Source organism: Bacillus atrophaeus, assembly GCF_039519175.1.
In the GTDB taxonomy this organism is placed as follows: domain Bacteria; phylum Bacillota; class Bacilli; order Bacillales; family Bacillaceae; genus Bacillus; species Bacillus atrophaeus.
On sequence record NZ_CP154443.1, the window covers coordinates 2,959,526 to 2,972,187 of the forward strand.

Consider the following 12,662-nt stretch of genomic DNA (forward strand, 5'->3'; position numbering starts at 1 on the left):
TTCTGCCTGATCATCGTGCATATTTTTCCCACCCAAGGAGATACTTAACTTTGTACAGCAGCTCCTGTAGGGAGGGAAAAAAGTGTCGAGAAATAAAGTCGAAATCTGCGGGGTGGATACCTCCAAATTACCCGTACTCAAGAATGAAGAAATGAGAAAGCTGTTCAGGCAATTACAGGATGAGGGCGACGATTCAGCGAGAGAAAAGCTTGTTAACGGCAACCTGCGCCTTGTCTTAAGCGTCATTCAAAGATTTAACAACAGAGGAGAATATGTTGATGACTTATTTCAGGTCGGCTGCATCGGACTAATGAAATCCATTGATAATTTTGATCTAAGCCATAATGTTAAGTTTTCAACATATGCTGTACCGATGATTATCGGAGAAATCCGCAGGTATTTACGCGATAACAACCCGATACGCGTCTCTCGGTCGCTGCGGGATATCGCATACAAGGCGCTTCAGGTAAGAGAACGGTTGATCAGTGAGACAAGCAAGGAGCCGACAGCAGAGGATATCGCCAAAGTCCTTGAAGTACCGCATGAAGAAATTGTGTTTGCGCTGGATGCCATCCAAGATCCGGTTTCTCTCTTTGAACCGATATATAATGACGGCGGGGATCCTATTTATGTCATGGACCAAATCAGTGACGAGCGCAATAAAGATACACAATGGATTGAAGAACTCGCTTTAAAAGAAGGCATGAGAAGACTGAACGACAGGGAAAAAATGATTTTAAGAAAACGTTTCTTCCAAGGGAAAACACAAATGGAAGTGGCAGAAGAAATCGGCATTTCCCAAGCGCAGGTTTCGAGGCTTGAAAAGGCGGCAATCAAACAAATGAATAAGAACATTCATCAATAATGGGCATGATGAAGCCTTTAAAGCAAACCCTTGCTTTAAAGGCTTTTTATATTGGGGAGCGCAGGCAGTTTACGTTTCGGAAAAAGTAAGGTATCCTAGTTCGTACAAAGTTTTATGAAAATTGAAACAGTTCAGCGGATTTATGAAAAGGAGGGCCATAATGATTTTACAGCTTGACCGCGTGTCGTTAAAACGAAGCGGGAAATGGATTCTAAAAGATATAGACTGGAAAGTGCAGCAAAACGAAAATTGGGTGCTTTACGGCTTAAACGGCGCGGGGAAAACGGCGCTCTTAAATATGCTTTGTTCTTATTATTTTCCCACTTCTGGAGATATGCAGGTGCTAGGGCATGAGTTTGGGAAAACTGAGCTTGGTGATAAGCTCAGACGGAAAATCGGACTGGTGTCTGCCGGCCTTCAGCAAAAATTGTACCCTGCAGATTCAGCATTTGAAATTGCGCTTAGCGGGGCGTATGCTTCAATTGGCTTATATGAAACACCGAGTAAAGAAATCAGAGAAAAAGCTATCAATCTTTTAAAAGATTTGGGAGCCATCAGCTATGCGGACCGCCGTTACGAAACGCTCTCTCAAGGAGAAAAACAAAGGGCGCTGATCGCGAGAGCGCTCATGGCGGACCCTGAACTGTTAATATTGGACGAACCGGTTACAGGCCTTGATTTTATGGCGCGGGAAAACCTGTTAGACACGATTACATACATCGCAGGAAAAGAAAATGCTCCGTCGATTCTGTATGTGACTCATCATGCTGAAGAAATTTTGCCTGTATTCGATAAAGCCCTTCTATTAAAAGAAGGAGAGGTATTTGCAGCAGGCGATATAAAGGAAATGCTTTCTGACGATTTACTTTCATCATTTTTCGATATGCCGATCGACGTATTATGGAATAATGGCCGTCCGTTTTTAACAAGAGCCAAACAAACCACAAATGCCTGATAATTAAATATGTTCATCCTAGGGGTGCTTATCTTTGAGCTGAGAGAGACGTGTGTCTCAACCCTGATTGACCTGATCTGGATCATGCCAGCGGAGGGAAGCGGTGAAAAAAAGCGGAGTACGCAGCACGTCTGCGCTCCGCTGCTTTCATGAGCCGTTTCATATACAATGAAGCGGTTTTTTATATGACAAAAAAGGAGCGAATGACATTGAATAAACAAATAGATGCTTTATTGCAAAAGGCTGAGGAACAAAAGAATGAACTGATTAAGCTTGCGAAAACATTAATTTCTTTTCAAACACCGGCGCCGCCGGCCAGAAACACAGACAAAATTCAATCATGGATTGCCGGGTTCTTGAGAGAAATGGGCTTTTCAATTGACAAGTGGGAGGTTTATCCGGGAGACCCCAATGTAGTGGGAGTTTTAAAAGGAACAGATTCAGACAGCCATCAAAGCTTAATTATTAACGGGCATGTGGATGTGGCTGAGGTGGATGAAGAAGGCTGGGAGCATGACCCGTTTCATTTTGTTGAAAAAAACGGCTGTTTGATCGGCAGAGGTGCAGCTGATATGAAAGGCGGGATGGCGAGTGTGCTTTTCGCTTTGAAATTGATTCGTGAAGCGGGGATTGATCTGCCGGGAGATGTGATTTTACAATCTGTCATCGGTGAAGAAGTAGGAGAGGCCGGAACTCTGGAGTGCTGCAAACGAGGTTACCGCGCCGACTTTGCCGTTGTTGCTGATACAAGCGATCTGCATATTCAAGGACAAGGCGGCGTCATCACGGGCTGGATCGAATTGAAAAGCCGCCAGACCTTCCATGACGGCACAAGGCGGAACATGATTCATGCGGGCGGAGGAACCTTTGGGGCAAGCGCGATCGAAAAAATGGCTAAAATCATACACGGGCTTGGCGAGCTGGAGCGCCACTGGGCGATTATGAAAAGCTATCCCGGCTTTAAGGCCGGCACGAACACGATCAATCCGGCTGTAATAGAAGGCGGAAGACACGCTGCTTTTATCGCGGATGAATGCCGTTTATGGATTACCGTGCATTTTTATCCGAATGAAACACATGAGGAAGTAGCTGCGGAGATAGAGGATCATATTAATCGATTGAGTGATAGTGATGTGTGGCTGAGAGAAAATCGACCTGTCTTTACGTGGGGCGGCTCTTCTATGATAGAAGACAGAGGAGAAATTTTTCCCGCTCTTGAAGTTGACCCGCACCATCCTGCTGTTTCAGAGCTTACAGCTTCACACCGTCATATTAAACAAACAAATCCGGTTATAGATGTTTCCCAGTCAGTAACAGACGGCGGCTGGCTTTACAACGCAGGAATTCCGAGTGTCATTTACGGTCCCGGAGATTTGCACAATGCCCATGCCGTAAATGAAGAAGTCTCAATTGAGCAGCTCGTTGATTATACGAAGATTATGCTCAGCTTTATTATCAAATGGTGCAGCACCCGCAAAGAACAATGAAATTTACACATGCTTGACAAGGTTCAGCCATCCCGTTCATATAATAAGAAAAAGAACGGACAAAGGACGTGATGGAATGATCAGCATTTCTGAATTTCAAGTAAAGGATGTTGTGAATGTATCTAACGGCAAAAAATTAGGAAGCATCGGTGACATCGACATAAACGTCACCACTGGAAAAATTCAAGCCATCATTCTCGGCGGAAATGGAAAAGTTCTTGGTTTTTTCGGAAAAGAAGAGGAAATGATCATTCCTTGGCGAAATATAGTTAAAATCGGGGAAGATGTCATCCTGGTTCGTTTGAGTGAACCGAAAGACTGAACGCTTTTGCGGCGCTTTTTCTGTTAAATGCCGGAAAACCCGCTTCCTTCCGGCACATTTATTCATTAAATTTGAAAAACGCCGCTAAACGAATGCATAAAGATGTGGTAAAATAAGTGGGAAATTACACATTTCAATAATGTTTGTCGAAAGGTTGGATCATCATGAATACATACCACCCATTCAGTCTCACCACCCCCTCGACACTCATGATACAAGACTGGAATCAAACGAATCAAAAAAACGCAAAGATCATTGCCGGATTTACTACGAAAAACGGCGGTGTCAGCAAGCCGCCTTTTGAATCGTTAAATACAGGATTGCATGTTCATGACAAAGATGCAGATGTTGTTGAAAACCGAAAAAAAATCGCCGGGTTGTTTGATACTGATTTACAATCATGGGTATTTGCCGATCAGACACATGAACATCATGTCCGAAAAGTGACGCATGAAGACGGCGGAAAAGGGGCTCGCGAGTACTCATCCGCTTTTAAAGCAACGGACGGGCTCTATACATGCGAAAAGAATGTATTTATGGCCTTATGCTTTGCCGATTGTGTGCCTCTGTTTTTTTATGACCCGGTCAGATTGCTTGTCGGGATCGCCCATGCCGGGTGGAAAGGGACTGTGAAACAGATCGGCCGGGAAATGGTCAAACGCTGGACAGATGAGGAAGGCTCCCGGTTATCGGATATACAGGCTGTCATCGGCCCGTCTATCAGCGCCGGCTGTTATACGGTTGATGACCGTGTCATCACTGAAGTCAACGCGCTCCCTTTTTCCGCGGAACACGCCGTGAATGAGACGGGACCGGGGCAGTACCAACTCGATTTGAAGGAATTAAACAGACTGATTCTTATAGAAAGCGGCATCAGTAATGAAAATATTTCAGTGAGCGGGTTATGCACCGAAAAAGAACACCCGCTGTTCTTTTCTCACCGCCGGGATCAGGGAAAAACGGGACGGATGATGTCCTTTATCGGAATGAAGGAGGCATAAAAGATCTTGCGTGTAATCGACAATTTACGACATATAAACGAACGAATAAACGAAGCATGTAACAGATCGGGCCGCTGCTCCGATGAAGTTACAATTATCGCAGTCACTAAATATGTGTCAGCTGAAAGAGCGCAGGAAGCGGTGGATGCAGGCATTTCAAGCCTGGGCGAAAACCGTGATGCCGAACTGCTTCGCAAGCAGGATATTGTAAAAGGTAATCCGGATTGGCATTTTATCGGCAGCCTTCAGTCAAGGAAGGTGAAAGCTGTCGTCAATAACGTGTCACATATTCATTCCTTAGACAGACTGTCATTAGCTAATGAAATTGAAAAACGCGCAACAGGGCCTGTACGCTGTTTTGTGCAGGTCAATACGTCGCTTGAACCGTCCAAGCACGGAATGAAACAAGAAGAAGTCATCCCTCTGGTTCAGGAGCTGGCCGGCTTTGAACATATCATCGTGGACGGTTTGATGACAATGGCTCCGCTGACTGAGGATACAGAAAAGATTAGAAGCTGCTTTCGGGGGCTTCGCGAACTCCGCGACCAAGTTCAAAAGCTTAAACAGCCGAATGCTCCGTGTACGGAACTGTCGATGGGCATGTCAAATGATTTTGAAATTGCCATAGAAGAAGGCGCGACTTATATTAGAATCGGCTCATCGTTAGTCGGAAATGAAACAGGGGGTGTACAGCAATGAGCATGAAAAATAAATTTAAAAGCTTTTTCTCAATGGATGATGAAGAATACGAATATGAATATATTGATACAGAGCATGATACACATGAAGAACAAGACCAAAAAGAAAAGCCGGCTTATCCTAATAAGACTGCCGGCAAACAAAATGTGGTAAGCTTGCAAAGTGTCCAGAAATCCTCTAAAGTAGTGTTGAGTGAGCCCCGTGTCTACGCGGAGGCGCAGGAAATAGCTGATCATTTAAAAAACAGACGCGCAGTTGTCGTCAACCTGCAGCGAATTCAGCATGACCAGGCGAAAAGGATTGTTGATTTTTTAAGCGGGACGGTTTATGCCATCGGCGGCGATATTCAAAGAATCGGATCGGATATTTTCCTTTGCACGCCTGACAATGTAGATGTATCAGGGACGATTTCTGAGCTTATGTCTGAAGACGAACATCAGAGGTGGTAAAGCGCAGATGATCCTTTATCAAATTTTTTCAGTTTTAAGCTTATTAATATCTGTTTATTCATGGGCTCTGATCATTTATATTTTCATGTCCTGGGTTCCGAATGCGAGGGAATCTTCAATCGGACGATTTTTAGCGAATATTTGCGAGCCGTATCTTGAACCATTCAGAAAAATCATTCCCCCGATTGCTATGCTGGATATCTCTCCGATCGTGGCGATTATCGTGCTGCGATTTGCGACCGGCGGCTTATGGGGTCTTTACCGAATGATTGCAATGTATACGTAAGCGACAGTTTGATAGAGGCTTGGCAGCAGCCAAGCCTCTTTACATAGAAGGGAAAGACGATGAGCGATATTTATCAGCATTTCAGAAAAGAGGAGCAGCCTTTTATTGATCAGGCGCTTGAATGGAAAAGAATCGTCCAGGAGCAGTACAGGATGAAACTGACCGATTTTTTGGATCCGCGTGAGCAGGTAATCGCTGCCTCTGTTATAGGACAAGCAGATTCTGTAGGGCTCGCCTTGTTCGGCGGCTATGACGGAGCTGAACGGAAAAGGGCTCTTTTATACCCTGATTATGCCAATCCGGAGGAAGCGGATTTTGGCCTGCAAGCGTTTGAGGTCCACTATCCTGAGAAATTTGTCAGCATTGATCATAGATCCTTGCTGGGCTCTTTAATGGGAATTGGCTTAAAGCGGCAAAAGTTTGGGGATTTGGTGTTTGCAGAGTCGGCTGTGCAATTGATCGTCACGGCTGAAACGGCGGATTTTGTCGCAGGTCAGCTCACCCAGGCGGGCAAGGCCAAAGTCAATCTTGAGAAAATTAGTTTGTCAGACCTTCAAATCCCCGCTCGTGATGTCGAAATAAGGGATGACACAGTTTCTTCTTTAAGGCTCGATGCCGTTTGCGCTTCAATGAGCAGGCAGTCACGGCAAAAAGCGCTGGCACTTGTGAAAAACGGCCTGGTCAAGGTGAATTGGAAGGTAGTAGAAGACCCATCCTATCAGCTTGCGGAGGGAGATATGCTTTCCATCAGAGGATTCGGCCGATCCAGTTTAACCAAAATTGAAGGAAAAACGAAAAAAGACAAATGGAGAGTCACATTTGAAAAACAAAAATGAGTCGATTTTTCAGTTTTTTTCTCCATCTGTGCGAAATTTGCTTTATAATGTGAACTAGATAACTGTACTGAAATGTAAAAATGGAGGTGGCATTATGCCATTAACGCCAAATGATATCCACAACAAGACTTTTACAAAAAGCTTTCGCGGATATGACGAAGATGAAGTAAATGAATTCCTCATGCAAGTCAGAAAAGATTATGAAATTGTTCTCCGTAAAAAAACGGAACTTGAAGCAAAAGTAAACGAGCTTGATGAACGAATCGGGCACTTTGCGAATATTGAAGAAACGCTTAATAAATCAATCCTGGTTGCTCAAGAAGCTGCGGAAGATGTAAAGCGCAATTCACAAAAAGAAGCAAAGCTGATCGTTCGGGAAGCAGAAAAGAACGCAGATCGCATTATCAACGAATCTTTGTCAAAATCAAGAAAAATCGCTATGGAAATCGAAGAGCTGAAAAAGCAGTCTAAAGTGTTCAGAACACGTTTCCAAATGCTGATCGAAGCCCAGCTTGACCTTCTGAAGAACGATGATTGGGATCATCTTCTTGAATACGAAGTGGACGCGGTGTTTGAGGAAAAGGAATAATTCTCTGATTTTCTTGACATTTTCTCAGCTTGTCGAATATAATACGTTCATAAATTCAGATGAAAAGACGATTGAAAGGGACAGTCATGTTTCACTTTGGCTTTTGAAGCGACTCGGGGATGGTGTAAGCCTGAGACAGCCGGAGACATGTAGATCAGCCCTTAAGTTTCCTTTCTGAACTGACAGTAAGAAAGGACGTTCCATCACGTTACGATGCTCGAGAGGAAGAAGCGTGTGTTTCCCGTTTCTTCTAAAAGGGTGGTACCGCGAGATAAGCTTTCTCGTCCCTTATGGGATGAGAGGGCTTTTTTTTATTTTCTGAAAAAATTTGTTTGATGGAGGAATGGAAATGGATTACAAAGATACGCTCTTGATGCCAAAGACAGATTTCCCGATGAGAGGGAATTTGCCAAACCGCGAACCTGAGATGCAAAAACAATGGGAAGAACAGGACATTTACCGTCTTGTACAAGAACGGACAAAGGATCGCCCGAAATTTGTTCTGCATGACGGACCTCCGTACGCAAACGGCGATATTCATATGGGCCACGCCCTCAATAAAATCTTGAAAGATTTTATCGTCCGTTATAAATCAATGAGCGGCTACAATGCGCCTTACGTACCCGGGTGGGATACACACGGTCTGCCGATCGAAACGGCGTTAACGAAAAACAAAAAAGTAAAGCGTAAGGAAATGTCAGTTGCTGAATTCCGAAAGCTGTGTGAAGAATATGCTTGGCAGCAAATTGAAGGCCAGCGTGAGCAATTCAAACGTCTCGGTGTCCGCGGCGACTGGGAAAACCCATATGTAACGTTAAAACCGGAATACGAAGCACAGCAGATCCGTGTTTTTGGCGAGATGGCGAAACGCGGCTACATTTATAAAGGACTGAAACCGGTTAACTGGTCACCTTCAAGTGAATCGGCTTTGGCTGAAGCGGAGATCGAATATCAAGATAAACGCTCTGCATCCATTTACGTTGCTTTTGCTGTAAAAGACGGAAAAGGCGTGCTTGAAAACGGAGAACGCATCATCATTTGGACAACAACGCCTTGGACGATCCCGGCAAACCTTGGGATTTCGGTGCATCCTGATCTTGAATACAGCGTGATTTCAGTCGGTGGCGACCGTTTTGTCGCAGCAAGTGCGTTGGTTGAAAATGTAGCTTCAGCTTGCGGGTTTGAACAGTATGAAGTCTTAAAGACGTTGAAAGGTAAAGAACTCGAGAATATTGTTGCGGAACACCCGCTTTATGGCAGAGATTCTCTCGTTATGCTTGGCGACCACGTGACGACAGATGCCGGAACAGGCTGTGTTCATACAGCGCCGGGTCACGGGGAAGATGACTTTATCGTTGGCCAAAAATACGGCTTAGACGTGCTTTGCCCGGTTGATGAAAAAGGTGTTATGACAAGCGAAGCGCCTGGTTTTGAAGGTATGTTCTATGATGATGCAAACAAAGCAATCACTCAGCAGCTTGAAGAAAAAGGCGCGTTAATGAATCTTGAATTCATTACGCACTCTTATCCGCATGATTGGAGAACGAAAAAGCCGACAATCTTCAGAGCGACCGCGCAATGGTTTGCATCCATTAAAGATTTCAGAACAGACCTGCTTGACGCGATTAAAGAAACAAAATGGGTTCCTGAATGGGGCGAACAGCGCTTGCACAATATGGTGCGTGACCGCGGAGACTGGTGTATTTCCAGACAGCGCGCATGGGGCGTTCCGATCCCGGTATTCTATGCTGAAAATGGCGAGCCGATCATTACAGATGAAACAATCGAGCATGTATCCGCACTATTCAGAGAGCACGGTTCTAACATTTGGTTTGAAAAAGAAGCGAAAGATCTTCTTCCAGAAGGGTTTACACACGCTGGCAGCCCGAACGGCAAGTTTACCAAAGAACAGGATATTATGGATGTTTGGTTTGATTCAGGTTCCTCCCATCAGGCGGTGCTTGAAGAACGCGACGATCTTGTCCGTCCGGCTGACCTTTACCTTGAAGGCTCAGACCAATATCGCGGCTGGTTCAACTCATCGCTTTCAACCGCAGTTGCCGTAACAGGCCAAGCGCCTTACAAAGGTGTTTTAAGCCATGGATTTGCTCTTGACGGAGAAGGCCGCAAGATGAGTAAATCAATCGGAAACGTCGTAGTTCCTGCTAAAGTAATGAAGCAGCTTGGAGCCGATATTTTAAGATTATGGGTATCTTCTGTCGATTATCAGGCTGACGTTCGTGTATCTGACGCGATTTTAAAGCAAGTCGCCGAAGTATACAGAAAAATCCGCAACACGTTCCGTTTCCTGCATGGCAACCTGTTTGATTTTGACCCGAAAGCCAATGCCGTTGCTGTAGAAGATCTTCGTGAAGTGGATCAATATATCTTGGTGAAACTGAACAAACTGATTGATAAAGTGAAAAAAGCGTACGATGTATATGAATTTGCGGTTGTTTACCACAGTATCCATAATTTCTGTACCGTAGAATTAAGCTCATTCTACCTAGACTTTGCAAAAGATGTCGTGTACATTGAGCATGCAGATCATCCGGACAGACGGAGCATGCAGACGGTTTTCTATGAAACCCTTCTTGCATTAGCGAAGCTGACTGCGCCGATTTTGCCGCATACGACAGACGAATTATGGGCGCACCTCACATTTGTCGAGGAACAGAGCGTTCAGCTGACTGATATGCCGGAAGCTGTCGCAATTCCTAATGGTGAAGCGGTAGAAGAAAAATTTGACCGTTTTATGGAACTGCGAAATGATGTCTTAAAAGCGCTTGAAACAGCCCGGAATGAAAAGATCATCGGCAAGTCGATGGAAGCGAGTTTGACACTTTATCCGAATAAAGCTTCACAAGAACTATTGTCTGCGATCAAAGAGGATGTGAAACAGCTGTTTATCGTTTCTGAACTGACGATCAGTGGACAGGAAGCGCCGGCTGATGCTCAGAGCTTTGACTCAGGCAAAATCGTCGTAGAAAAAGCAGAGGGTGAAATGTGTGAACGGTCCCGCGTCATCTCAAAAGATGTGGGCGCCAATCCGAAATACCCAACATTATCGCTCCGCAATGCGGAAATTGTTGAAAAGTACTATCAGAAATAATCAGTCAAAACGTCCGGCGGATGCCGGGCGTTTTTTTGTATACCAGGGCTGACATGGATTAGAACGAAAGGAAAAATCTTATGTGCTTCATTTGCAGGCTCTCGGGCAACAATATAGGTATTACGTTATGAGCAGGAGTTGTGATGGATGAATGATCAGCTGACCGCAATTTATACGGAACTTCTTCTGATGAAAGAAGAATTACAGTCAAGATTATTTGAGTATTCTTGCTTTCAGGTTTCTGCAGCCGCCGAATCCCCAATCAATGATAATCAAAAAGCAACTCTGATCTACCACATTAAAGAAGAACTGCAAGACGTCCTTCTCGCCTTGTCAAAATTCGAGTCAGGAACGTTTGGCTGCTGTGAAGCGACAGGGGCGCCGATCCCGCTTTCTAAACTGGCTGTTCTTCCCACAGCCCGAACAGCAGACGACTTTCTTTATTCTGTCCAATTCGAAAAAAAAACGCTGCCGCTATGGAAAGCAAGTGATATAGAATATGATCAGGCGCTGTATGAATAACAGCGCCTAAAAAATCGCACAAATCTTACAACAATCAATTCAGCACGCTCACAGCGCCTGATGGCAAGCGGATATTCCTTTACTCCTGGGCTTTTTATTGATAAAATGCATAAAGGATTAAAGTAACCGGACAATGGAGGAACGTTTGTGCTGTATTACGTTATCGCACTTCTTATTATCTTAGCCGATCAATTGACAAAATGGCTTGTCGTGAAAAATATGGAACTCGGGCAGAGCGTCCCGGTGATTGATCATGTGTTCTATATTACATCCCACCGCAATACGGGGGCCGCTTGGGGCATTTTAGCCGGTCAGATGTGGTTTTTTTATTTAATCACGGTTGCAGTTATTATCGGGATTGTTTATTACATACAGCGCTATACAAAGGGGCAGAAGCTTCTCGGCATTTCTCTCGGATTAATGCTTGGGGGAGCAATCGGCAATTTTATTGACCGGGCCGTCAGACAAGAAGTCGTGGATTTCATTCATGTCATCGTCGTAAATTACAATTATCCTATTTTTAACATCGCAGATTCCTCTTTGTGTGTCGGCGTTGTGCTTTTATTTATACAAATGCTGTTAGACAGCGGGAAAAAGAAGAAGGAGCAATAGCATGGATCAATTTGAGATAACCGCTTTACCGGAACAAAAGAGTGAGCGGATTGATAAATTTCTGGCTTCTGCTGAGAAAGACTGGTCGAGAACCCAGGTTCAGCAATGGGTAAAGGATGGGCATATCGAAGTCAACGGCAGCCCGGTGAAAGCCAACTATAAAATGCAGCCTGGTGATCAGGTGAAGGTTACGGTGCCGGAGCCGGAAGCGCTTGATGTGCTTGCTGAGCCGATGGACCTGGACATTTATTATGAGGATCAGGATGTTTTGGTTGTAAACAAACCGAGGGGGATGGTCGTGCATCCGGCCCCGGGCCATGTAACAGGAACACTTGTAAATGGGCTGATGGCGCACTGTAAAGACCTTTCGGGAATTAACGGCGTGATGCGTCCGGGAATTGTTCACCGCATTGATAAGGACACCTCAGGTTTATTAATGGTTGCAAAAAACGATATGGCGCATGAATCACTTGTGAATCAGCTTGTTCATAAAACAGTTACCCGCAAGTATATGGCTGTTGTTCACGGAATTATATCGCATGATGACGGAACGATTGATGCACCTATCGGAAGAGACAAAAAGGACCGCCAAAGCATGACGGTTGTGCGGGAAGGCAAAAATGCCGTTACCCATTTTCATGTCCTTGAACGCTTTCAGGATTTTACCTTGGTGGAGTGTCAGCTTGAAACGGGCAGAACCCATCAAATTCGCGTTCATATGAAATATATCGGTTTTCCTTTAGCGGGAGATCCGAAATACGGACCGAGAAAAACAATTGACTTTAACGGTCAGGCTCTCCATGCGGGCATTTTAGGTTTCCAGCACCCAAGAACAGACAAATACATTGAATTTGAAGCGCCGCTTCCGGATGATATGACGAAACTTATCGAAAATTTAAGGAAAAGTCATTGACAGTTGAATTCTTT

General features: G+C 44.7%; 14 protein-coding genes, 1 riboswitch and 1 other annotated feature. All 14 genes read left to right on the forward strand.

The window, feature by feature from the left end:
• Nucleotides 1-82 precede the first annotated feature (82 nt).
• Nucleotides 83-865, forward strand: coding sequence for an RNA polymerase sporulation sigma factor SigG (gene sigG, locus AAHT65_RS15095; protein ID WP_003329040.1), 783 nt, complete (start codon nucleotides 83-85; stop codon nucleotides 863-865).
• 160 nt (nucleotides 866-1,025) lie between these two features.
• On the forward strand, nucleotides 1,026-1,820 hold the full coding sequence (locus tag AAHT65_RS15100) for an ABC transporter ATP-binding protein (RefSeq protein WP_106359630.1): 795 nt from the start codon (nucleotides 1,026-1,028) through the stop codon (nucleotides 1,818-1,820).
• Between the two features lie 10 nt (nucleotides 1,821-1,830).
• A riboswitch (TPP riboswitch) is annotated at nucleotides 1,831-1,936 on the forward strand.
• A gap of 87 nt (nucleotides 1,937-2,023) precedes the next feature.
• Nucleotides 2,024-3,307, forward strand: a complete 1,284-nt coding sequence (locus AAHT65_RS15105; protein WP_425524828.1) for an acetylornithine deacetylase — start codon at nucleotides 2,024-2,026, stop codon at nucleotides 3,305-3,307.
• Nucleotides 3,308-3,383: 76 nt separating this feature from the next.
• Complete coding sequence (locus tag AAHT65_RS15110; RefSeq protein WP_010788542.1) at nucleotides 3,384-3,629, forward strand: YlmC/YmxH family sporulation protein; 246 nt, start codon at nucleotides 3,384-3,386, stop codon at nucleotides 3,627-3,629.
• 164 nt (nucleotides 3,630-3,793) lie between these two features.
• Complete coding sequence (gene pgeF / locus AAHT65_RS15115) at nucleotides 3,794-4,630, forward strand: peptidoglycan editing factor PgeF (RefSeq protein ID WP_315916876.1); 837 nt, start codon at nucleotides 3,794-3,796, stop codon at nucleotides 4,628-4,630.
• Nucleotides 4,631-4,636: 6 nt separating this feature from the next.
• A complete protein-coding gene (locus tag AAHT65_RS15120) occupies nucleotides 4,637-5,329 on the forward strand; it encodes a YggS family pyridoxal phosphate-dependent enzyme (RefSeq protein WP_010788544.1) in 693 nt (230 codons plus the stop codon).
• Nucleotides 5,326-5,778, forward strand: coding sequence for a cell division protein SepF (gene sepF, locus AAHT65_RS15125; protein WP_010788545.1), 453 nt, complete (start codon nucleotides 5,326-5,328; stop codon nucleotides 5,776-5,778). The genes AAHT65_RS15120 and sepF overlap by 4 nt, the downstream gene beginning before the upstream one ends.
• A 7-nt stretch (nucleotides 5,779-5,785) precedes the next feature.
• Nucleotides 5,786-6,064 (forward strand): YggT family protein, encoded by a 279-nt coding sequence (locus AAHT65_RS15130; RefSeq protein WP_003329033.1) that lies wholly within the window; start codon nucleotides 5,786-5,788, stop codon nucleotides 6,062-6,064.
• A 59-nt stretch (nucleotides 6,065-6,123) separates the two neighbouring features.
• Nucleotides 6,124-6,900 (forward strand): RNA-binding protein, encoded by a 777-nt coding sequence (locus AAHT65_RS15135; protein ID WP_106359627.1) that lies wholly within the window; start codon nucleotides 6,124-6,126, stop codon nucleotides 6,898-6,900.
• Nucleotides 6,901-6,994: 94 nt separating this feature from the next.
• Nucleotides 6,995-7,489 carry a septum site-determining protein DivIVA gene (gene divIVA / locus AAHT65_RS15140; protein WP_003329030.1) on the forward strand — a complete coding sequence of 165 codons (495 nt, stop codon included), beginning with the start codon at nucleotides 6,995-6,997 and terminating at the stop codon, nucleotides 7,487-7,489.
• 61 nt (nucleotides 7,490-7,550) lie between these two features.
• Nucleotides 7,551-7,781 (forward strand) — a binding site (T-box leader).
• A 57-nt stretch (nucleotides 7,782-7,838) separates the two neighbouring features.
• Nucleotides 7,839-10,601 (forward strand): isoleucine--tRNA ligase, encoded by a 2,763-nt coding sequence (gene ileS, locus AAHT65_RS15145; protein WP_343310454.1) that lies wholly within the window; start codon nucleotides 7,839-7,841, stop codon nucleotides 10,599-10,601.
• 147 nt (nucleotides 10,602-10,748) lie between these two features.
• Entirely contained in the window at nucleotides 10,749-11,123 is a 375-nt protein-coding gene (locus tag AAHT65_RS15150) for a TraR/DksA family transcriptional regulator (protein ID WP_010788549.1), read from the forward strand.
• 147 nt (nucleotides 11,124-11,270) lie between these two features.
• Nucleotides 11,271-11,735: a signal peptidase II gene (gene lspA / locus AAHT65_RS15155; RefSeq protein WP_106271606.1), complete on the forward strand. Its 465-nt coding sequence runs from the start codon at nucleotides 11,271-11,273 to the stop codon at nucleotides 11,733-11,735.
• A gap of 1 nt (nucleotide 11,736) precedes the next feature.
• On the forward strand, nucleotides 11,737-12,648 hold the full coding sequence (locus tag AAHT65_RS15160; protein WP_010788550.1) for an RluA family pseudouridine synthase: 912 nt from the start codon (nucleotides 11,737-11,739) through the stop codon (nucleotides 12,646-12,648).
• The last annotated feature ends 14 nt before the right edge of the window (nucleotides 12,649-12,662 follow it).

What these genes read in the sequence shown, in the direction of transcription:
- AAHT65_RS15100 (WP_106359630.1), top strand. Translation starts at nt 1,026, where the DNA reads ATGATTTTACAGCTTGACCGCGTGTCGTTAAAACGAAGCGGGAAATGG.
- AAHT65_RS15105 (WP_425524828.1), top strand. Translation starts at nt 2,024, where the DNA reads ATGACATTGAATAAACAAATAGATGCTTTATTGCAAAAGGCTGAGGAA.
- AAHT65_RS15110 (WP_010788542.1), top strand. Translation starts at nt 3,384, where the DNA reads ATGATCAGCATTTCTGAATTTCAAGTAAAGGATGTTGTGAATGTATCT.
- pgeF (WP_315916876.1), top strand. Translation starts at nt 3,794, where the DNA reads ATGAATACATACCACCCATTCAGTCTCACCACCCCCTCGACACTCATG.
- sepF (WP_010788545.1), top strand. Translation starts at nt 5,326, where the DNA reads ATGAGCATGAAAAATAAATTTAAAAGCTTTTTCTCAATGGATGATGAA.
- AAHT65_RS15130 (WP_003329033.1), top strand. Translation starts at nt 5,786, where the DNA reads ATGATCCTTTATCAAATTTTTTCAGTTTTAAGCTTATTAATATCTGTT.
- AAHT65_RS15135 (WP_106359627.1), top strand. Translation starts at nt 6,124, where the DNA reads ATGAGCGATATTTATCAGCATTTCAGAAAAGAGGAGCAGCCTTTTATT.
- divIVA (WP_003329030.1), top strand. Translation starts at nt 6,995, where the DNA reads ATGCCATTAACGCCAAATGATATCCACAACAAGACTTTTACAAAAAGC.
- ileS (WP_343310454.1), top strand. Translation starts at nt 7,839, where the DNA reads ATGGATTACAAAGATACGCTCTTGATGCCAAAGACAGATTTCCCGATG.
- AAHT65_RS15150 (WP_010788549.1), top strand. Translation starts at nt 10,749, where the DNA reads ATGAATGATCAGCTGACCGCAATTTATACGGAACTTCTTCTGATGAAA.
- AAHT65_RS15160 (WP_010788550.1), top strand. Translation starts at nt 11,737, where the DNA reads ATGGATCAATTTGAGATAACCGCTTTACCGGAACAAAAGAGTGAGCGG.